18 protein-coding genes are annotated in these 21,214 nt (G+C 63.7%); 2 read left to right on the forward strand and 16 right to left on the reverse strand.

Features of this window, described 5'->3' with window-relative positions:
- Positions 1-202: 202 nt before the first annotated feature.
- The 6 genes from NKH19_RS29600 to NKH19_RS29625 form a co-directional block, all read right to left on the reverse strand.
- Positions 203-1,699 (reverse strand): sugar ABC transporter ATP-binding protein, encoded by a 1,497-nt coding sequence (locus NKH19_RS29600; protein ID WP_352873279.1) that lies wholly within the window; start codon positions 1,697-1,699, stop codon positions 203-205.
- Entirely contained in the window at positions 1,699-2,754 is a 1,056-nt protein-coding gene (locus NKH19_RS29605; protein ID WP_352873280.1) for an SMP-30/gluconolactonase/LRE family protein, read from the reverse strand. The genes NKH19_RS29600 and NKH19_RS29605 overlap by 1 nt, the downstream gene beginning before the upstream one ends.
- Positions 2,751-4,874, reverse strand: a complete 2,124-nt coding sequence (locus NKH19_RS29610) for an ABC transporter permease (RefSeq protein WP_352983366.1) — start codon at positions 4,872-4,874, stop codon at positions 2,751-2,753. Before NKH19_RS29610 ends, NKH19_RS29605 begins: the two co-directional genes overlap by 4 nt.
- A 300-nt stretch (positions 4,875-5,174) precedes the next feature.
- Positions 5,175-6,200: a sugar ABC transporter substrate-binding protein gene (locus NKH19_RS29615; RefSeq protein WP_352873282.1), complete on the reverse strand. Its 1,026-nt coding sequence runs from the start codon at positions 6,198-6,200 to the stop codon at positions 5,175-5,177.
- Positions 6,201-6,263: 63 nt separating this feature from the next.
- Entirely contained in the window at positions 6,264-7,250 is a 987-nt protein-coding gene (locus tag NKH19_RS29620; RefSeq protein ID WP_352873283.1) for an ABC transporter permease, read from the reverse strand.
- Positions 7,251-7,519: 269 nt separating this feature from the next.
- On the reverse strand, positions 7,520-8,953 hold the full coding sequence (locus NKH19_RS29625) for a DHA2 family efflux MFS transporter permease subunit (protein ID WP_352873284.1): 1,434 nt from the start codon (positions 8,951-8,953) through the stop codon (positions 7,520-7,522).
- A 122-nt stretch (positions 8,954-9,075) separates the two neighbouring features.
- On the opposite strand from NKH19_RS29625, the gene NKH19_RS29630 reads away from it, so the two are divergent.
- Together NKH19_RS29630 and NKH19_RS29635 are read left to right on the forward strand one after the other, a co-directional pair.
- Positions 9,076-10,077, forward strand: a complete 1,002-nt coding sequence (locus tag NKH19_RS29630; RefSeq protein ID WP_352873285.1) for an ornithine cyclodeaminase family protein — start codon at positions 9,076-9,078, stop codon at positions 10,075-10,077.
- Complete coding sequence (locus tag NKH19_RS29635; protein ID WP_352873286.1) at positions 10,074-11,591, forward strand: HAL/PAL/TAL family ammonia-lyase; 1,518 nt, start codon at positions 10,074-10,076, stop codon at positions 11,589-11,591. Before NKH19_RS29630 ends, NKH19_RS29635 begins: the two co-directional genes overlap by 4 nt.
- Here NKH19_RS29635 and NKH19_RS29640 read toward each other — a convergent pair.
- From NKH19_RS29640 to NKH19_RS29685, 10 genes are read right to left on the reverse strand one after another with little or no spacing between them, the layout of a single operon-like run.
- Complete coding sequence (locus NKH19_RS29640) at positions 11,556-12,356, reverse strand: 3-methyl-2-oxobutanoate hydroxymethyltransferase (RefSeq protein WP_352659027.1); 801 nt, start codon at positions 12,354-12,356, stop codon at positions 11,556-11,558. The genes NKH19_RS29635 and NKH19_RS29640 overlap by 36 nt on opposite strands.
- 36 nt (positions 12,357-12,392) lie before the next feature.
- The gene (locus tag NKH19_RS29645; protein ID WP_352873288.1) at positions 12,393-12,707 is read right to left on the reverse strand and encodes a MocE family 2Fe-2S type ferredoxin; all 315 of its coding nucleotides are present in this window, start codon (positions 12,705-12,707) and stop codon (positions 12,393-12,395) included.
- 17 nt (positions 12,708-12,724) lie between these two features.
- Positions 12,725-13,807 carry a fatty acid desaturase family protein gene (locus NKH19_RS29650; protein WP_352873290.1) on the reverse strand — a complete coding sequence of 361 codons (1,083 nt, stop codon included), beginning with the start codon at positions 13,805-13,807 and terminating at the stop codon, positions 12,725-12,727.
- A 49-nt stretch (positions 13,808-13,856) separates the two neighbouring features.
- A complete protein-coding gene (locus tag NKH19_RS29655; RefSeq protein ID WP_352873292.1) occupies positions 13,857-15,038 on the reverse strand; it encodes an aldose 1-epimerase family protein in 1,182 nt (393 codons plus the stop codon).
- Between the two features lie 57 nt (positions 15,039-15,095).
- Positions 15,096-16,010, reverse strand: a complete 915-nt coding sequence (locus NKH19_RS29660) for a sugar phosphate isomerase/epimerase family protein (RefSeq protein ID WP_352873293.1) — start codon at positions 16,008-16,010, stop codon at positions 15,096-15,098.
- Between the two features lie 34 nt (positions 16,011-16,044).
- Positions 16,045-17,133: a Gfo/Idh/MocA family protein gene (locus NKH19_RS29665; RefSeq protein ID WP_352873295.1), complete on the reverse strand. Its 1,089-nt coding sequence runs from the start codon at positions 17,131-17,133 to the stop codon at positions 16,045-16,047.
- A gap of 35 nt (positions 17,134-17,168) precedes the next feature.
- On the reverse strand, positions 17,169-18,245 hold the full coding sequence (locus NKH19_RS29670) for an ABC transporter ATP-binding protein (RefSeq protein ID WP_352873296.1): 1,077 nt from the start codon (positions 18,243-18,245) through the stop codon (positions 17,169-17,171).
- A 1-nt stretch (position 18,246) separates the two neighbouring features.
- Entirely contained in the window at positions 18,247-19,338 is a 1,092-nt protein-coding gene (locus NKH19_RS29675; RefSeq protein WP_352873298.1) for an ABC transporter ATP-binding protein, read from the reverse strand.
- On the reverse strand, positions 19,335-20,294 hold the full coding sequence (locus NKH19_RS29680; RefSeq protein ID WP_352873299.1) for a carbohydrate ABC transporter permease: 960 nt from the start codon (positions 20,292-20,294) through the stop codon (positions 19,335-19,337). Before NKH19_RS29680 ends, NKH19_RS29675 begins: the two co-directional genes overlap by 4 nt.
- Positions 20,291-21,151, reverse strand: a complete 861-nt coding sequence (locus tag NKH19_RS29685) for a carbohydrate ABC transporter permease (protein WP_183450686.1) — start codon at positions 21,149-21,151, stop codon at positions 20,291-20,293. Before NKH19_RS29685 ends, NKH19_RS29680 begins: the two co-directional genes overlap by 4 nt.
- Positions 21,152-21,214: the final 63 nt, after the last annotated feature.

A 21,214-nucleotide genomic window follows, 5' to 3' on the forward strand; every position in this document is an offset into this window, starting at 1 on the left:
GTCCTGTGAAAGGACGACCAGGATCCTCTCGGTCTCCTTCCCACTTCAAACATAGCATGGGAACAACACACAGGATCCTCGGGTCAGCGCTGCGTCGCTACGCTCCTTGCTCCGCCCGTGGATGACGAAATGACGGGCGCTGCGGTTGATCTCCACAATGTTCGAGCCAGCGGCACGCCCATTCGCTTCCTGCTCCAGCACCCTAATGCACGGCCGCGTACATGATCTTCTCCTCCGTGGCCTCCGCCGGTGAAAACTCCTCGACGATGCGGCCCTGGCGGCAGACAAGAATACGGTCGGACAGATTCATGATTTCAGGCAGATAGGACGAGATGACGACGACGGCCAGGCCCTCGTCAGCCAGCCGGTTGATGATCTGGTGGATCTCGGCGATCGCGCCGACATCGACGCCGCGCGTCGGTTCGTCGAAGATGACGATGCGCGGCCGCTGCACCAGCCCCTTGCCGATCACCACCTTCTGCTGGTTGCCGCCGGAGAGCTCGACCACGCGCGCATTGTCGTTGATCGCCTTGATGTTGAGCGTCTTGGTCCATTCGGCCGACAGCGCGCGCATCTCCTGCGCGTTGATCACCCAGGCCTTTTCGCGGCCCGCCGCCAAGAGCCCGCCGAACAGGTTCTCGGCAATGCCCATCGTCTCGAAAATGCCCTCGCTCTTGCGGTCCTCGGTGACATAGACGATGCCGTCGGCCACCGCTTCGCTCGGCACGAGATAGCGCACTGGCCTGTCATCCAGCTCGATGGCGCCGCCGCGCAGGAAATCGCGCTTGTAGATGCCGGAGACGATCTTGAAGGTCTCGGTGCGGCCGGAGCCGATCAGCCCGAACACGCCGGTGATCTGGCCCTCGAAGATCGAGAAGGACGTGTTGCGCACGACATTGCTCATCGAGATGTCCTGCACCGACAGAACCTTCCGGCCTGCCTTGCGCAGCTTGGCTTCATCGCGCTGCCGGTAGATCTGCCCCGACAGCGTGCGCCCGACCATTGCGGCGACGATCCTGTCACGGTCGAAGGCGGACGTGTCGTCGGTGATGACCAGTTCGCCGTCACGCAGGATGGTGATGCGGTCGGCAATCAGCAGTGCCTCTTCCAGCGCGTGGCTGATGAAGACGATCGACACGCCGCTCGCTTTCAGCCTGCGGATCAGCGCGAAGAAATGGCGTTTCTCCTCCGGCGTCAGCGTCGCCGTCGGCTCGTCGAAGATGATGATCTCGGCATTATGGTGCACCGCCCGTGCGATCTCGACCATCTGCCGCTTGGCCGCACCCAGCGTTGCCACCATGGCGTTCGGGTCGACTGGAAAATTCAGCGATTGCAGGAACTGCTGAGCCGAAATGTAGGTGCCGCGCAGCCGGTTGAGGAACTTTTCAGTGCCGAGATAAAGGTTCTGCGCCACTGTCATCGACGGCACCAGGCTGGTTTCCTGGAACACCATCGCGATGCCGGCTTCAAGGGCGGCATGCGGCGAAGCGTAGGCGATCTCTTGCCCCTTGTGGAACATCTTGCCGGAGGAGGCGTCGACCACGCCGGCAATAATCTTGGTCAGCGTCGATTTTCCCGCGCCGTTCTCGCCGAGCAGCGCGTGGATTTCTCCCTTGCGCAGCTCAAAGCTGACGTTCTTCACCGCCGGTACGCCGCGATAGTTCTTGGTAACGTTCTCCAGCCGGACGATCGGTTCCATCAAAAACCTCCCGATGCGAGGTCGATCACCAGCACGCAGTCACCGCCCCTGGAGGCGATGAACAGGCTGCCGTCCTTTTCCGCCACGCTGCAGATGCCGTGGCGCGTGCCGTTGGCGCGGCTGTGCAGGCTGAATTGCGGCTGCATGTTTTGGTCGAGCTTGACCACCAGCCCATAGGAGCGGCTCGGCGACCACGGCTTGTGGATGCCCATGGCGCGGATGCCGCCGCATTGCAGCGGTTCGAGGAAACTGCGGCTGGAGGCAAGCGCCGGCGCGATCCAATAAGCCGGCGGCACCTGGTCGAGCATGTCCTGCCGATAGTGCGTTTCCTGCAAAACAAATTCGATCAGCCGGTTGCGCGGCGCAAACAAGGTCAGCCAAGCTCCACCATCAACGGCAGGCGATAGGCGCGCGGGATAGCCTGGCAGATGCGTCAACACCGTCGAACGGTTGCCCGTCGCGCCATCGAAGCGGACAAGCTGATGGCGCCAGCTTTCGCTGACCAGAACATCCCTGCCGACGGGATAGAGCCCATAGGGGAAGGCGATGTCGCCGGCCAATTTGCGGAAGCCGCCACCTACCGCATCCCGCTTCCAAAGCGAACCGGACGCTCCCTTCTTCATCAGGTCGGCGGCCCATTGCGAGGGCGCGTGCTCGGCCGAGCCATTGGCCAGCCACAGCGTGCCATCGTCTGCATAGGCAAGTGCGGTGATGCAGCGGATCTCGGCCGGCAGCGAAATGTCCCTGCCGCCAATCAGCAGCTTGCCGTTCTCCAACCCGACTGTCAGGTCGCCCGTTGGTGATAGCGCCAGCGCGGTGACGGGAGACGGAAAGGTCTCGACCACGACAGTCTCCGCGCCTGCGGCAATCGCATGGATGGCGTTACCGCTGGAGGCCAGCAGCCTGTCACCGGTAACCAGCAGATTGTCCGGCTCGGTCAGTTCAGCAAAAGCCGGCGCATCGTCCAGCCGCGTGTTGGGGCGGAAGGCGCCGTCGAGCGGCGGGATGGTCACCGCCTTGCCGCGAAACAGGTCGAGCACCGGATCGAGGATCATGATTTCGCCCCCCAATAGGAAGCGGGGCTGGTCCAATTCGGATCGGCGCCAGCGATCTTGTAGCGGCCGATGCGGTTGTTGAGGATACCGCCGACGAACAGAAAACCCTTATGCTCGCGCATCGAGGTGACCATCGGATGCGCGTCGCCGGTGAGGTCGCCCATCGCCTCGACGATGCCGCCGTTCTCGTTGAATTTCACCACGCCGCCGGTGTTGATGTTGGGGAACAGCCATTCATCCTGCGGCAGCCGGCGCGTCATGCGCTTGCGCATGTCAGGGTGGCGCAGCGACAGGTCGAAGCTCGGCGTGCGCATGCCCAGCCAGGCCATCCAGTAATTGCCGTCGGAGGCGCGGTTGATGTTGTCGGGATAGCCCGGCATGTCGCGGATGACGCATTCGGCGGTGCCGGCCTTCGGCCCTTCCAGCCAGTAGCGATGCACGCGGCAGGCCCAGCTTTCGGCGAAGAACAGCGACTTGCCGTCATGCGCCATGCAAACACCATTGGTGTAGCGGTAGCCGTCGAGCAGCGTCCTGGTCGAACCGTCCTTCGGGTCGTAGACCAGCAGCCGGCCGGTGGCGCGGTTCTCGATCGAGTCCAGCGTCCAATCGTGGGCATCGTAGCGCTTGGTCGAGTCGGTGAAATAGATCCGCCCGTCCGGCGCGATGTCGCAGTCATTGGGGTCGCGCAACCGCGCATCGTCGACGATCGAAGTCCAGGAGCGCGATGTTTCCGCTGACAGGCGTTTGACCTCCCGATCCGGCGAGACCGAATAGAGCCCCATGGCGCCGACGCAGCTGATCAGATTGCCCGATTTGTCGAAGGCGAGGCCCAGCGGAAAGCCGCCGATGTGGGCAAACACTTCCGACCTGACATAATCCGGCGCGAAGAAGCGGACGATCTCGCCGTGGCGCGTGCCGCAATAGAGGTTGTCGTCGCGGTCGAGGATGACATCTTCCGGCCCCTCCAACTCGCCAAGCCCGATATGGTCGGCGGCAGACAGCCTGTTGTCGAGCTCGTAGGGCGTGCCGGAGCCGGGTGCGGCCGACTGTGTCTCGCCCATCTTGAGATAGACCGGCGCGACATAGACCTCGTTCAGCACCTTGTGGCGGTTCTTCAGCCAGCGGATGTCGATCGTCACCGCCACCGCCAGCATGATGCCCAGCACCATCTGGTTGGTGCCGGTGCCGTAGCCCAGCCGGATCAGCCCGTTGGTCATGGTCAGCACGATGATGGCGCCCATCAGCCCCTTGATCACCGAGCCGCGGCCGCCACCGAGGCTGACGCCGCCGACCACCGCCGCCGTCAGTGCCATGATCTCGAGGTTGAGGCCGGTGCCCGGCCCTGCCCCGCTTAGGCGGCAAGCGATGAGGAAGCCGCCGATGGAAGCGCAGAAGCCCGAGAAGACATAAGTCATGAACACGGTGCGGCGCACGCGGATGCCGGCATTGTGCGCCGAACGCCTGGAGCCGCCGACCGCCAGCACGTGCCAGCCCGGCCGCGAACGCGTCAGCGCGATATGGGTGACGATGGCCAGGATGATCGCCAGCCACACCGAGATCGACAGCCCCCAGAACGTGCTGTCGCCGATGAAGTCGAGCACATCCGATGTGGCGGTCGAGAGCTGCACATCGGCGGCATAGGTGGTGACCAGGATGTCGAACAGCGCCCGTCCGAAGATGAAGGTGACCAGCGTGGTGAGAAAGGCGCGCAGCCTGAGGTAGCCGACGAGATAGCCGTTGATGGCGCCGAAGATGAGGCCGGTGGCGAGCGAAGCGGCCAGCGCCAGCCAGATCGACTGTTCGAGGATGAAGAAGACATAGACAGCGGAAAAGCAGGATAGCGCGAAGATCGAGCCGACCGACAGGTCGATGCCGCCGCCCAGCATCACCACCGTCATGCCGGTGACCACCATCGAGAACTCGCCGAGCTGCCGGGTCGATTCCTGCAGCGCGGTCAGCTTGAAGAAGCCGGGAATGATCGAGCCGAAGGTTGCCAGCGTCGCCACCAGCGCCAGGAACGGAATGGCGTTGTCGGTCCAGCGTTTGGTCAGGATCTCGCCGACGACATGGTCGGGCACGAGATTGTAGCGCCAGGACTGGAGGCGTTCGCGAAAGGACATCGGCTGCTGCTATTCCATGAGAAAGAAGAAGGGGTGGCCGGCCGATCCAAAGGCAATCACTTCACGTCGGCGCTGCCCCTCACCCTTACCCTCTCCCCGTGAAGAACGAGGAGAGGGGTCGCCAGCGTTGGAGCTTACTTCCCGACCGTCGCGACAGGCGCTTCAATACGTGGGTAGCTCCCTTCTCCCCGTCACTATACGGGGAGAAGGTGCCGGCAGGCGGATGAGGGGCGGCGCCAACGTCGAGAATTACCTCGTGGAGACATCCCGGCCACCTCGTTGATATCAATCGCGCAGATCCTACTTCGCCGCCGCCTCGGCCTGCAGCGCCTTCAGATCCCAGCAGCTGTCGGGCTTGAGGTCGGCCTTGGTCGTCGCCTTCTCCAGCGTGTAGATGTAGGTGTGCGAGGTACCGGCCGGCTGCCCGCTCTGCAGCAAGAACTTGATGATGGCGTTCATGTCGCCCGACTGGCGGGCAAGATCGGTCATCACCACGGCGCCATACGTGCCGTCCTGCAGCTTGTCGCAATCGGCCGTCTTCTCGCCACCGCCGGTGGTGACCAGGAACACCTTGCCGTCGAGCTTGGCGTCGCGGATCGCGGCGGAAGCGCCGGTGGCGTCACCGTCCCAGAAATCGATGATCGAGCAAATGTCCGGGTTCTGCTGCAGCATCGTCGTCGTCACGTTGCGCGAGGTCGTTGCGTCCCAGTTGGAGTCGGGCTTCGCCACGACCTTGAAGTCGGGATGCTTGTCCAGCACCTTCATGATGCCGGCATACTGATAGAGGCTCGACGAATTCGCCTGGTCGCCCTGCACGAGGCCGATCTTCTTCGACGAGGTTTCGCCGCAGCCCTTGATCGCCGCTTCGGCCTCGAGCTGGCCAAGCCGGTCCCAGTCGCTGCCGATAAAGGCGTCGGCCGGGAAGTTGGCGGGATTGTCGACCAGGATGACGTAGGTGCCGGCGGCCTGCGCCTTCTTCATCAGCTTGGAGTAGGAGTTTAGGTCCGGTGCATGGATGATCAGCACATCAGGCCTGGTGTCCGACGAAATGGCGTCGGTGATCGCCTGCGCGCCGGCATCGACGACCCAGTTCGGGTCGCGCGTCTCCAACATGCCGCCCCAGGCCTCGACTTCGGTCTTCAGGTAATGCGCCCAGCCTTGCGCCAGGTCGAAGCCCATCGCCAGCGGCACCAGCATGACACGCTTGCCCTTGAGTGCCTGCGCATAGGCAGCCGGGCCGGGATCGTCGGCGGCGAAGGTTGGCGCCACGAAGGCGGTGACGGCGAGTGCCGTGGCGGCGGCCATCAATGTCCTGATGAATTTCATGTCAGATCCTCTCGTTTTCGATTTTCATTGCCGGCCGATCGGGATGGATCGGACCGGGTACCCCTAGATGTCACCCTGCTGGGCGGTCTGCTCGTCACGTGGATTGATGATGCCGTCGACGATGATTGCCCCCAGCAGGATCGCCGCCTTGATCAGGTTCTGGTAGAGCAGCGGAATGTCGATGATGGTCATGGCGTTGAGCAGGATGCCGATCAGCGCCGCACCGACCAGCACATTGCGCACCCCGCCGCGCCCGCCGGACAGGCCGATGCCGCCGATCACCGCCACCAGCACGATGTCATAGAGCAGCGTCGAATTGACGACGCGGGTGTTGATCGAATGCAGGCTGGCCGCCGTCAGCAGGCCGGCGATCAGCGCGACGAAGGCGGAAAGCACATAGCGCAGCACCAGCATCGGCCGCACCGGAATGCCGATGTTGCGGGCGGCCACCGGATTGTCGCCGGCGAAATAGATGTAGCGGCCCCATTTGGTGTAGCGCAGGAACAGGAAGAACAGGAACGCCAGGCCCGCGAAGACGAACACCTCGATCGGAACATCGAGGAAGCGCAGGCCACCCAGCAGCTCGACCCAATGGCCCTGCGGCACCGGCACGGCATCCTGCGTGATCAGCTGTGAGCGCACATAGCCGAAGACGAAGGAGCCCGTCGCCAGCGTCACGAAAATCGCCGGCACATCGGCATAGGCAACGAGAAAGCCGTTGAGCAGACCGATGGCCAGCACGCCGGCCAGCACATAGGCGAAGGCCAGCCCGTCCGGCGTCCCCGAATTCAGCAGTTGCAGATACCAGGCGACCGACATCGCCATGATCGCCACCGCCGAGAGGTCGATGCCGCGGCCGATGATGACGACGGCCATGCCAAGCGCCAGTATTCCCAGTACCGACACGGAGCGGACGATGGCGACGAGGTTGTTGGGGTCGATGAAGCCTGGCAGGCCTATTGCCGCGGCGACGAACAGCACCACCGCGATGGCAAAGACAATACCTTCCTGATTCAGGCTCCTGACATTCGGCCAGCCGATCGTGTTCATGTCTGCGTTTGCCCCGATGGCAGGTGCCGCCATTCCTGGGAAGAAAGCTAATCGGCTCAGCGCCTGTTCGTCAAATGAATCCGCGTTCAGAACCCAGGCTGGCAGCGATATTCACCGAGTGGACGCATCGATTGCCGAAGCTGGCGCAATGCCCGGAAAAGCCTGCACTTTTGGCAATTGGTTGCGCCATTGCGGCCGCTCGCGAAAGCGTGCACCAAGGCGAAAGGACAAGACGGAATTTATCTCCGCATCAGGCGGAAAAATCGATCTTAATTTCCCGGCGCGTGGCCGGAAACCTCGGCGCCCGCACCCGGCGGCAGCGCGAGAAAACGCAACGCCGCCACCAGTCCGATGGCGCCGATCGCCAGGAAGGCGATTCGAAAATCCACGAGGTCGAGAGCGGGCCGACCCCGGACGATCTGCGACAGATTGAGGATCGCCGCCGCCACCGCGACGCCGAACAGCATCGCCACCTGCTGCAGCATCGAGGACAGCGTCGCCGCCGAGCTGCGCTGCGCCGCATCGATATCGGCGAAGGCCAGCGTATTGAGTGCGGTGAACTGCATCGAGCGCGACAGGCCGGCGATCAGCATCAGCGCCGCCACCAGCGCATGCGGCGTCTGCGGCGAGATCGCCGCGCAGGCCATGATCGCCGCCGAGGCGATCATGCCGTTGACGACCAGCACCGACCGGAAGCCGAAGCGGCGCAGCGTTGGCGTCGTCACCGTCTTCATGCCGAGATTGCCGAGGAAATAGGCAAGGATCATCATGCCGGCATCGACGGGGCTGAGGCCAAAGCCGACCTGGAACAGCAGCGGCAACAGGAACGGCGTGGCGTTGATCGCCACCCGGAAAATGGTGCCCGCGGCCAGCGTCGAGATGGCGAAGGTCAGCACCTTGAACGACGAGAGATCGAGCAGCGGATGCGGCGCACGCCTGAGATGCCGCACCGCCAGCCAACCGATGACGATGCCCGCGGCAATCAGCGCCACGGTCGGCAGGACGCCATCCTCCGGATGCGCGATGCGCTCGAGGCCGTAGAGCAGCAAAGCGAGCCCGGCCGACGTGAGCACGAAGCCAGGCCAGTCCAGCGGTTTGGGGTCGGCCTCGCGGTCGCCCGGAATGAAACGCGCGACCAGCGTCAGTCCGACCACGCCGAGCGGGATGTTGATGAAGAAATTCCAGTGCCAGGACAGGTAGGTGGTGATGAAGCCGCCGAGCACCGGCCCGACCACTGGCGCAAACAGCGCCGGCCAGGTGATCAGTGCCGTGGCGTTGAGCAACTCCGACTTCGACGCGTTGCGCAGCACGAGAATGCGTCCGACCGGCGTCATCAGCGCGCTGCCAAGCCCTTGCACGATACGTGCGGCGACGAATTGGGTCAGATTTTCAGAGAAGCCGCAGGCAAGCGAGGCCAGTGTGAACAGGACGATCGCCAGCAGGAAGATGTTGCGGGCGCCGAACCGGTCGGCGAGCCAGCCCGACAGCGGCACGAACACCGCCATGGTCAGCATGTATACGGTGATGCCGATGCTCATCGCCACCGCCGGCACGCCGAACGACTCGCCCATCTGCGGCAGCGAGGTCGAGATGATCGTCGAATCCAGCAACTGCATGAAGAAGGCGATGGCGACGATCAGCGCCACGCGCCGCGCATTGGTGGCCGTTTCGGGTAAGGCTTCAGTCTCGGGAATGGCAGTCATGACGGAACCGGTTTGAACAGCATTTGACTGGCCGCGTCCAGAGACGGCGCAACAAACTTTCGTGTCGCGCCGCCGCCTGCTATGGGGATGAGCGGGGTGGCCGAGGAAAGTGTGCGCGTAAAATGAAGCCCATCTACATCGACTACCTCAATGCCCTCGACATCGATGCCCTTGCCATGACCGATGATGAAATCATTGCCGCCGTCGAGGCTGGCCTGGTGGCGCAAGGCAAGGGCCAGACGGTGATCGAGCCGCGCGTTCATCTCGAGCCGGACCCGTCCTTCCACGGCCATTTCAACGTCTTGCGCGGCTACGTCGCGCCGCTCGACACGGCGGGCGTGAAAATCGTCGGCGACTATGTCGACAATTACCTGCACGGGCTGCCTTCCGAATTCGGCATCCTCAATCTGTTCGATCCGCGCACCGGCACGCCGCGCGCCATCCTCGACGCCACCGTCATCACCGACATGCGCACCGGCGCCGTCACCGCAATCGGGGCCAAGCATCTGGCGCGCAAGAATTCCAAGGTGCTGGCCCATATCGGCGCGCGCGGCACCGCCTACTGGAATGTGCGCCTGCTCGACCACCTCTTCGACTTCGACGAGATCCGCGTCCATTCGCGCCGCCCGGAAAGCCGCGACGGTTTTGCCGCCAAACTGTCCGCCGACCTCGGCAAGACGGTGACGGCGGTGGCCGACTGGAAGAGCTGCATCGAGGGCGCCGACATCGTCGTCGAAGCCTCGCGGCTACCGGAGCCACAACCATTGTTGAAGACCGAATGGATCAAGCCCGGCGCGCTGGTCGTGCCCTATGGCACGATGAGTGCTGTCGAGCTGTCGCTGACGGACATCATGCGGAAGATGGTCGTCGACGACTGGGGCCAGTGCAAGGGCGGCAAGTTCGGCTCGCTACGCGCTCATGTCGAGACCGGACGGCTGAGCGAAAAGACGCTGCATGCCGAACTCGGTCAGATCGCCGCCGGTCTCAAGGTCGGGCGTGAGAATGACGAAGAAACGATCCTGTTCTGGCATCGCGGCCTGTCGCTGTCAGACATTGCACTGGGCAAGGCGATGCTGGCCAAGGCGCGGGCGCAGGGCATCGGCCAGAGGCTGCGCTTCGCATGACCGCGCTTCTCCTCACCGGGACCGACGTCGGCGTTGGCGACGTCGCCGCCGTCGCCCGTGATAGGCGCAAGGTGGAGATTGGACCTGATGTCCTCGGCCGGCTGGAGAAAGCGCGAAAAGTGCTCGACCAGGCCGCCGCATCCGGCCAGCAGATCTATGGCCTGAACACCGGCCTCGGCGCCAATCTCGGTATCGCTGTAGAGGGCGACGCCAGCACCTTTCAGCGGCAATTGCTGGAGGGACGCAGCGGCGCGGTCGGCGAAACGCTGCCGGTCGAAGCCGTTCGCGCAACCATGGTGGCGCGTGCCGCGATGCTGTCAGCTGGAGGCTCCGGCCTTTCGCCTTACGTCTTCGTCGCCTTGGTCGACGCGCTCAATGCCGGCGTCCATCCTGTCATGCCGTCGCTCGGCTCGATCGGCGCCGGCGATCTGGTGCTGATGACGGCACTCGCCCGCATGCTCACCGGCGAAGGCGAGGCAGACTATCAGGGTCGCCGCATGCCGGCGGTCAAGGCGCTGATGATGGCCCGTCTCGCCCCCGTCAGCCTGGCGCCGAAGGACGGCCTGTCGCTGATCAATGCTTCGGCGGTCTCAGCCGGCAGCGGCGCACTTGCGGTGACGGATGCACTGTCCGCCCTTGCCCAGCAGCAGCAGGCCGGCGCGCTGACCATGGAAGGTTTTGGTGCCAACCGCACCATCCTCGACCCGCGCCTGCATATGGCGCGACCGGCGGCTGGCCAGCAGGAGGCGGCAAAGTCACTGCACGATCTGCTCGCCCGTGACGAGCCGCCGGCGCCAACGACGTTGCAGGATCCGCTGTCGATACGCTGCATGCCGTCGATCCACGGAGCGCTGATCGATGCGATCGGTCAGGCCAGGCATGCCGTCGAGATCGAACTCAACGCCGCCGCCGACAACCCGCTGGTGCTGGGCGATGACGAGCTGGTGCTGTCGACCGGCAATTTCCACACCGCCGCACTTTCGCTGGCCTTCGAGACCCTCAGCCTGGCAATCGCTCAATGTGCCGCCGCGAGTGCCGCCCGCTTCATCCAGCTCACCGGTTCGGGCCGCAACGGCCTGCCGAAATATCTGTCGCCGGTCGGCGGCGCCTCGGCCGGGTTCGTGCCGTTGCAGAAGGTAGTGGCATCGATCCTTGCCGCCATTCGCCACAAGGCCAATCCGGTGATGCTCGACTTCCTGCCCGTGTCGGAAGGCGTCGAGGATCATGCCACGCAGACGCCGCTGGCGGTTGCAAAATGCGCCGAGATGATCGACCTGTGGCGGCGGCTGATCGCCTTTGAATTGATGGCCGCCGCGCAGGCCGTCGACCTGCGTGAAGGGCTGACCCTGGCGCCACGCACCGCTGCAATTCACAAGGCAATACGCGCGCTGGTCCCTGGCTTGAAGAAGGACCGGCCGCTCGGCATCGACGCCGAAGGGCTCTACGCGATGCTCGCGGGTGGAAATTGGCAAGCGGCCTTAAGCCCGACCGACCTTGTCCAGGAACAGGCGTAGTTCGCCCGGATCCATATGCACGACATGCCTGTCCTCGGGATAGGCAAGGCTGTTGACGTCGGCGACATATTCCGAGAACGCGGCGATGCGCTCTGCTTGCAACCGATCGTATTCGGCGGCGAAATTGCGATAGACCTTGGAATGGCGCGGCATGTGGCCACGGTTCTGGCCAAGAATGTCATCGGCGAACAGATATTGCGCGTCGCAGCCTGTGCCCGCCCCCATCGACAGCATGATCAGCGACGTGCGCTCCGAGATCGCTTTCGCCACCTCGACCGGCACCACCTCGATTTCCGCGCCGATGGCGCCGGCGGCCTCCAACTGCTTGACCGCCGCGAAGATCTCCATGGCGGTGTCGGCCGTCTTGCCGACGGCTTTGAAGCCGCCGGTCCAGGTGGCGCGCGACGGGATCAGGCCGACATGGCCTATGACGGGGATCGCATCGTCGGCCATCCGCTTGATGGTGGCGTAGCCGGCGCTGCAATAGACCGCGTCGGCCCCGGCCTTGTAGAGCCGGAAGGCCCAGCGCAGGAAATCGTCTGACGTGCCGATCTCGTAGAAATTGTCTCCCGGCATGGTGAACAGACTGGGCGCCGCGTCGCGGTATTGCGGGTTGAGCACCAGTTCGGGCGGCACCGAAACGATGTCGACCCCTGCCCGCTCGGCCGCCTCGGCCTCGTCCATCGTCAGCACGCGCAGCATGGTCAGCTGGCGCTTGCCCTTCATGGCGCGCAGGTCCGCGACGGTCGGTCTTTTTCGGCTCATCGAAAGGGTTTCCCTCTTGTTGTATGCTGCGGCAGGTCAGCCGATCTCGATCATGACCTTGCCAGCTTCGATCCGCACTGGATAGGTCTTGAGATTGACGCACACCGGCGCGCCCTTGGCGACACCTGTCTTGTAGTTGAAGCGGCCATTGTGCTTTGGGCATTCGATGATGTCGTCCATCACCAGCCCGTCGGCCAGATGTGCCTTCTCATGCGTGCAGTAGCCGTCGGTGGCGAAGTACTCGTCATCGGGACTGCGATAGATGGCGAAGGTGCGGCCGCCATGATCGAAGCGGATGACGTCCTCTTCCTCGACATCATTGACCCCACACGCTTCCACCCAGTCGGCCATCTCTGTCTCCTGCGACTCTATTCCGCTGCCGCCGGAACGGTCAGCGCGTGGAACTCCTCCCGGTACGGTCGCGCCGTCGGCGGCAATTCACGCTTGAGGAAATAGTCCTCGTACCGGAGCTGCCTGATAAGCACCGGCCAGACCTCGCGATAGGCATGCCACATCGATGGATTGGGCTCGGGCAGATCGTGCTTGATCAGTTCGTGAAGTTTCGGCAGCGCATGATAGGGCACCATCGGGAACATATGATGTTCGACGTGATAATTCATGTTCCAGTAGATGAAGCGGCTGATCGGGTTCATGTAGACGGTGCGCGTGTTCAGCCGGTGGTCGGTGACGTTGTCGGCCAGCCCGATATGCTGCAGCAGGCCGGTCAGCACCATGTGCCAGCTGCCATAGAGGCGCGGCAGGCCGATCAGCACCAGCGGCAGTAACGACCACAAATAGAACGCCAGCGCGATCGTCACGACATAGATGGCGATATGCCAGCGCGCGGCGATGACCGCCTTGCGCAGCTCCATCTCGGGGATAAAACTCTTTTCGTCGGGCGAGATGCTGCCGAACGCATTGCGCACCAGTGTGGGCAGCGAATAGCGGAAATCGAGAATGCCCGTGAAGGCAAGTGCGGCGCGCAGCAGGTCCGGCGGACGCATCACCGCGATCTCGGCATCGCGGCCGACGATGATGGTGTCGGTGTGGTGGCGAGCATGGCTCCAGCGCCAGGTCACCGGATTGCGCATCAGCATGAAGCTGGCGATCTGGTAGACGACATCGTTCATCCAGCGGGTGCGGAAGGCGGTGCCGTGGCCGCATTCGTGCCAGCGCGAGTCACTGGAGGAGCCGTAGAGCACACCATAGACGAGCAGGAACGGCACCACCCACCATGTGCCCCAGAACCAGATGATCCCGGCGGCGGAGCCCAGTATGGCAGCGATCCAGATGATCGTGTCGCGGATGGCCGGTCCGTCCGAGCGTTGCATCAGCTCCTTCATCGCCTTGCGCGGCACATCGGTGTGATACCATTCGGCCGAGGCCAGCCCGGTCTCGATCGCGATGCGTGTGCTTTCGCCGACCAGGCTGTAGTCGCGCTTTCTTCCCATCACATCGACCTCCGATTTCCGGCCCGCCAGCCGGAGCATTCGTTTCGCATCATGCCCTGTCCGCCAATCCCGGAAAATTGCCCGACGGCACAGGATAATCCTGTTGCGGCTGCCTGGCGATCGACGCGATCTTCGCTTCAGCCGCGGCAATCGCGCCGGCGCCGTCGAGCACCCGGAACACCGCGTCATAGGAACGGCTTTCGCCATGCTCCAGCCAGATCATCTCGCCGCGCTCGCGCGCCGCGAGATTGCCGAGCACATGGTGTGTCGAGGGCTCTATGCCGAGCGCATACTGCCCTGCCTGGAAATTCTGCCATTGATAGGCGCAAGGCAGCTGGTCCTTGCGGGTCACCACCTCGAAGCCAAGTCCGAGACGGTCGTTGACAACAGCCACTGGCACCTCGCCATTGGCGTCCGCCGCCATCTCGTGCTGCCAGACCTGCTCGCTGAAACCCAGTCGCGGCGCCGGCACCGTGCGGTAGCCGACCTTCTGCGCCTCGTAGAGCTCGCCATCATGGCCTGCCCAGACGACGTCCCGGATCGGCGCCAGATAGCGCGCGCCCTCGTCGAGCAAGGGGTGGCTGACATTGACATGGTAGAAATACATATGCGGCGTACGGTTGAAGCCGTGATTGACGACGCGGTCCGACAGCCGGATCTCGTTGCCGCCGACATCGGCCTCGATGCGCCGCAATAAATGCAGATCCTCGCCGAACACCGCCGATTGCTGGACGATCCCTTCGGCCCACAGCACGCAGCGGTCACCATCCCAGGCCTCGCCATACCCGGTCAGCCGCGCCGGAATGGTGCCGACGCGGCCGTGCAGCGAATGCACCACGGTCTTCCTGCCCGGATAGTTGTAGGTATCGACCGGCACTTCTTCCCGGCCCAATATATGGTCGAGGCCGCAGGTGACGAGCAGGCCGGAAAAGGAGCGCGCCCAGGCCAGTCCGCCTTCCCCCTCGTAGTCGTGCAGGCCGGGGTTGCGAAAGCCGCTCGGCGAATGCCAGCCGATCGCCTGGCCCTTGAAGTCGCAATCGGCGATATCGAGCGCCCGGTCGACCAGCGCCGTGAAGCGCAGGCCCGAACCGGTGCGGAACTCCAGCATGCGGATGCCGCGTTCCACCCCGTCGCCAAGCGTCATCAGCCGCACGCCGGCGAATTGCGACAGCATGCCCGAACGTTCCGATACCTGACGGCGCGAAAGCGTCTTGCCGTAGAGTTCTACCATGTCACGGCCGCTTCTTCACTGCACTGTCGTCCCATCAATCGGCTGCGCTAATGACCATCAAAGACCGTTGGCGCGGAACTTCCCGTCGAGGAACTTCTTGGCGCGCGGCACGTCGTCTTCCGAGAGATGCTCGATGATCACCGGGATGTTCGGATGCTTCTGCGCCAGCCGCTGAAGGTAGAGATCGTAGTTCAGCGAGCCGAGGCCGGGTGCCGGCAGCTCGATCTCGCCGACGCCACGGAACGTGTGGCTCTCCAGCGCGTCCTCGTCACCGATATCGGCATGCTTCTCGGACTTGTCGCCGCCCGAGCGCTTGACGTCCTTGGCGTGCGCTATTCTGATCTTGTCCGTCAGCGTGTCGAACACCTGGTTCAGGATCTGGTCCATCCTGTCGATGTTGTGCGTCTCGAAATAATTGGTCGGATCCATCAAGAGTCCAAGGCCGGGATGATCGACCTGCGCGAACATCTTCACCGTCTCCTCGACCGAGCCGACGACGTTGTTGACATAGGTCTCGAGCAGGAACACCGCGCCGTGGTCATAGGCTGTCTGGGCAAGGTCGGCGACCACCTTGCGGCATTCCTCGAACCCTTCCTCGGTCTTGTTCTTGGGGTGATGCACCCAGTCGGACTCGGTGTTGTAGGTGCCGGTCTCCGAGATCACGTACGGGCTGCCGAAATGGCGGGCGTTGCGGATGATCTCCTTGAGGTAGCCGACGCGCTTGTCGCGCTCGGCCTTGTCCGGATGGATGATGTTGGTGTAGCCCGACACGCAGCAGACCGGCAGATTGTGGTCGCGGAAAACGTCGCGCACGGTCTTGGCCTTGTCCTTGGTGATCTGCCCGGCCGACAGGTCGACATCCTTGAAATGGAGGTCGAGCTGCACCGTGTTGAAACCGAGCCCGCGGATCTTCTTCGCCGTCTCTTCGAGGCCGTACGGGAAATAGCCCGTGAAAATACCTGCCTGCATCATGGTGTGAATTCCTCCCTTTAAGCGACTCAGTGATTCAGTTTGTCGAGATTTCGGACAGCTTGACCGTGCGGCCCTCGTCGATCGAGCGGTAGCCCGCCTCGACCAGCGCCATGGTCTTGACGTTGTCGGCGACCGACAGCGCCGGCGGCGTGCCCGTCTTCACCGCGTGCTGGAGCTGTTCCATCACGCCGATAAAGGCATGCGGGAACCACATCGTGTCCCAGCTCGGGCTGACCCACTCGCCGCCGGTCGTCTCGGTGGAAGCATAGGTCAGCGTCGAGGCCGCACCTGTCGGCCAGCCGATGGTGCCCTTGGCGACCCCCTTGGTGCCGTCGACGCGCCAGTTGATGTGCTGGTCGTCCTTGTAGCCATCCTGGCGCGGGCCGGACCAGACATCCTCCAGCGACACGGCGAGCACGCCGGACGGGAAGCGCAGCGTCGACACGGTGATGCCGTCGGAATGGTCGAATTTCGTGCGCGGATCCTTGCGCGTCAGCGTGGTGATTTCATCCGGGTCGCCGAACAGGAAGCGCAACACGTCGAGATGGTGCACGCTCATATTGGCGAGCGTCAGCCGGTCATATTCTTCCAGGAAGCTCTGCCAGTGCGGGATGGCGTGCATGTCGATCTGCGCGAAGACGATGTCGCCCAGCGCGCCGCTGTCGATGATCTGCTTCAAGACGCGCATCGACTGGTCGTAGCGCATGTTTTGGTTGACCGAGAGGATCTTGCCGGCCTTGGCCGCCTCGTCGCGCAGCTTGACCGCTTCCTCGACCGACAGCGCCAATGGCTTCTGCGCCAGGATCGCCTTGATGTGCTTCTGCTTCAGTGCGTGACGGATCAGCGCCGGCTGCTGGTCGGGCGGAAAGGCAAGGTCGATGATCTCGACATTCGTATCCTCGATCAGCTGCTCCGGCGTGTCGTGCACGGTCGGGATGGCCCAGCGCGCCGCCACCTTCTCGGCGCTGGCCCGGGTGCGCGAGGCGATCGCCACCACCGGGAAGCCAGCTTCCTTGTAGGCAGCGAGATGACACTCGGCCATGATCATGCCAGCGCCGACGCAGCCGATCTTGAATTCCTTCGTGCGGACCTTCACGTCCGGCTCGAAGCCCTTGTTTGCCATCTGATCCTCCCGAAGCTCTTTCCTTGCGGCCGCCGTCATCGTGCCAGCGCTCCCCCGCTCTGTCCGAAATAATGCACCCTGGCCGCCTCACAGGATATCGCCACCATGGCGTCGGGCCGGATGTCAGGCTGGCCGCGCAGCAATGCCTTTAGCCGCGCCTGCCCGGCAGCGAGCGTCAGCACGGTGTAGCCGCCAAGCGGCTCGACCTCGAACACCCGCGCTGGGCGGCCCGGGCCCCCATCCCCTTTTCCATCAACGGGCCACGGTCCGACCTTGATGTCTTCCGGCCGCAGTCCGATCTCGACGGCGTCCGCGGGCGCCGCCTTGTCGGCAATGCGGATCGTGCCTTCGGCCGCCTCGACACCGCCCTCGCCGCGCACCGATCGAAGGATGTTCATCATCGGCGAGCCGAGCAGCCGCGCCACATAGGTGCTGGCCGGGCGGTCATAGATCTCGGCCGGCGCACCGATCTGCCTGATCCTGCCATCCTCCAGGATAGCGATGCGGTCGGCGACCGACATCGCCTCTTCCTGATCATGCGTGACGTAGATCAGCGTCTTGCCGAGCTCGCGCTGGATGCGCTTCAGTTCGACACGCGTTTCCTCGCGCAGCCTGGCGTCGAGCGCCGAGATCGGGTCGTCCATCAGATAGGCGTTGGGATCGCGCACCAGGGCACGCGCGATCGCCACGCGCTGCCGCTCGCCTCCCGAAAGCTGGCCCGGCGGCTTGTGCAGGATGTGGCCGATATGCAGCTTCGCCGCGACGTCGGCGACCCGCCTTTTGATGTCGACCTCGGCGACCCGGCGTTCGACCAGGGGGAAGCGGACATTGTCGAGCGCGCTCATATGCGGAAACAGGGCCAGGTTCTGGAACACCATCGCCACGTTGCGCTCGGCCGGCGACACCTCGTTGACCGGTCTGCCGCCGATCAGGATTTCGCCGGCATCAGGGGTCTCAAGCCCAAGCACCAGGCGCAGGATGGTCGACTTTCCCGACAGTGGCGGCCCAAAGAAGCAGAAAAACTCATTGTCGTTGACGGTGAACGAGGCGTCGTCGACGGCGAGTGTGCCGCCGTAGCGCTTGGTCACATTGCGGAAGACGATATCGGCCATCTCAACCTGCCTTCATCGCAAGACCGGTAGCGGCGTCGAAGACACGCACCGACGACGCGGTGGGGGCGACGACAGCGGTGTCGCCGATCGCCAGCCCGACATCATTGTCGAACACCGTTTTCACGGCAGCCTCGCCCTGCCCGAGATGAACGATGGTGCGCGCACCGATCCGTTCGACGAAAGTGACCTGCATGGCGAGGCCCTGACCATTCTGCACCAGCGTCGCCTGTTCCGGCCGGAATCCGTAAAGCACCTCGCCGCGCGCACCACGAACGGCCGCCGCCAGATCACTCGGCAGCGGCGGGGTGATGCCCACCGGTCCGAGATCGACGACCAGCCCACGGTCGCTCTCCGCCGGCCTGCCCTTGAGCAGGTTCATGCCCGGCGCGCCGATGAAGCGGGCGACGAAGACATTGGCCGGATCGTTGTAGACCTCAAGCGGCGTGCCGACCTGCTGCAGCACGCCATGATCCATGACCGCGATGCGGTCGGCCATGGTCATCGCCTCTAGCTGGTCGTGGGTGACATAGACCATGGTCTGGCGGAACTGGCGCTGCAGCTGCTTCAGTTCGGTGCGCATGACAGCCCGGAAAGCGGCGTCGACATTGGACAGCGGCTCGTCGAGCAGGAAGATCGCCGGCTCCATGATCGCCGAGCGGCCGATCGCCACCCGCTGCAATATGTTGACCGACAGCCGGTCGGCCTTACGGTCGAGCAGCGGCGTCAGCTGCAGCATTTCGGCGATGGCGCCGACACGGCGGTCGATCTCGGCTTTGGCAGCTCCTCGCATTTTTGGGCCGTAGCCAAGGTTCTGGCGCACCGTCATATGGGTGAAGATGGCGTAGTTCTGGAACACGAAGCCGACGCCGCGCCGCCCCATCGGCACGCCGGCCATGTCGCGCTCGCCAAACAGGATCTTGCCCCCGGTCGGTTCCTCCATGCCGGCGATCATGTTCATCGTCGTCGACTTGCCGCAGCCCGACGGACCGAGCAGCGCCATGAACTCACCATCTGATATTGCCAGGTCCATGGTCTTCAGCGCGGTGAAGTCGCCGAATTTCTTGACCAGGTTCTGCAGGTGGATCGCGCTCATGCCAGTACCTCGCGTGCCCGCGCCATGCGCTTCATGGCGAACACCGCGACGATCGAGAGCACCACCAATATGGCCAGCGCGATCGCCGCCACATAGCCCCAGATCAGGTCCTGCGTGGTGAGCTTGTAGATGTAGACGGAGATGGTCTCGGTGGCGACGCCGGGACCACCGCCGGTCATGATGTAGAGCGTATCGAAGATCTTGAAGTTCTCTATTACCCTGATCGCCAGCGCGATGATGATGATCGTCTTCATCTTCGGCAGCACGATGGTGACGAAGCGCTGCCACGGATTGGCGCCGAGCAGCGTCGCCGCCTTGATCTGGTCCTCCGGCACACCGACCAGACCGGCGAGCAGGATGAGGAACATCAGCGGCGTCCACTGCCAGATATCGGCGACCATGACGGCGATCAGGGCCAGGGTCGGGTCCGACAGCCAGGCGATGGTGACGGGAGAACCGGTGAGCGCCGACAATATGTCGTTCACCGGACCGCCCGACTGGAACAGCATGAAGAACATGTAGCCGGCCACCGCCGGCACCACCATCATCGGCATCAGCAGGATCGAATAGAAGATCCGCTTGCCCGGAAAATCGTCGGCAAACAGCGTCGCCAGCGCCAGCCCCAGCAGGAACTCCGCCGGCACGCAGACGATCATGACAATGGCCGTGCGCTTCAGCGCGCTCCAGAAGCGTGGATCGGCGGCAAGATCGGTGTAGTTGGCAAAGCTGTTCCACAGCGACCAGGCATTCCACCAGCCGAGGCCCGACAGCGGCGACCAGTCGGTGACGCTGATATAGAGCTGCATCAACAGCGGGAAGGCCGAGATGAACAGGACGAGGATCTGCGCCGGCAGCGTCAGCCGGAAACCCAGCCTTCCGCCCTCGTCGCGCGAAACCGGCCTTGCTCCGACGGCTTTCATCTCGTCCTCTGCATTCATGGCAGTCACCGCGCTCATTGCTTGAGCGCCCCGAATGTCAGCCCGCGCACCAGATGACGTTGGATGGCGATGCCCATGATGACCGGCGGCACGGCGGCGATCAGGCCGAGCGCTGCCTTTGCGCCATAGAGCTGCCCGGTCATCGAGGACGACAGCGAGGCCATGTAGACCGGGATCGTCACCCATTCGCGCGTCGTCAGAAGCAGCGCGATCAGATAGTCCGACCAGTTGAGGATGAAGACGAAGAGTGCCGCACTGGCCAGCGGCGCGCGCATCATCGGCAGCGTGATGCGGGTAAAGACGCGCAGCCGCGAACAGCCTTCGACCAGGGCCGCCTCCTCGATCTCGCGCGGCATGTCGTCGAAGAACGTCTTCATCAGCCAGAAGGCGAAGGGCAAGGTGACGATGCCGTAGATCAGCGCCAGGCCCCACCAGCTGTCGGTGAAGTTCAGGAAGGCCCACATGATCATCACCGGGATCATCACCGCCATCGGCGGAAACAGCCTGAGCTGGATCAGTGCCAGCGGCAGGTTCTGGCCGGAGCCGAAACGCGACAGTCCGTAAGCCGCGGCAGTGCCCGCCGACATGGCGATCACCGTGCCGAAAACCGCCGACAGCAGAGACGAGAGGATAGGTTTCAGCGCGGTGCGGTCGAGCGCGACGATCAGATTGTTGGTCGACTCGCCGAAGACGAAACGGAAATTGCTGAGCGTCGGGTTCTTCGGCCACCATGTCAGGTCGGCACCGGTCGCCGACCATTCGGCGATCGGCTTGAACGCCATCGACACCATCCACAGGATCGGCACCAGCGTCACCGCCATGGCCGCGAGGATCGCGGCGTAGCGGAATATCTCGAAGGGAATGGAACGCTTCATCTGGCGGCTTTGCTGGTGGCGTTGTGGGCGGAGGGGAGAAGCAAGCTCCTCCCCTCCTTCGAT

This window comes from Mesorhizobium sp. M1338 (genome assembly GCF_040318045.1).
Taxonomy (GTDB): Bacteria; Pseudomonadota; Alphaproteobacteria; order Rhizobiales; family Rhizobiaceae; genus Mesorhizobium.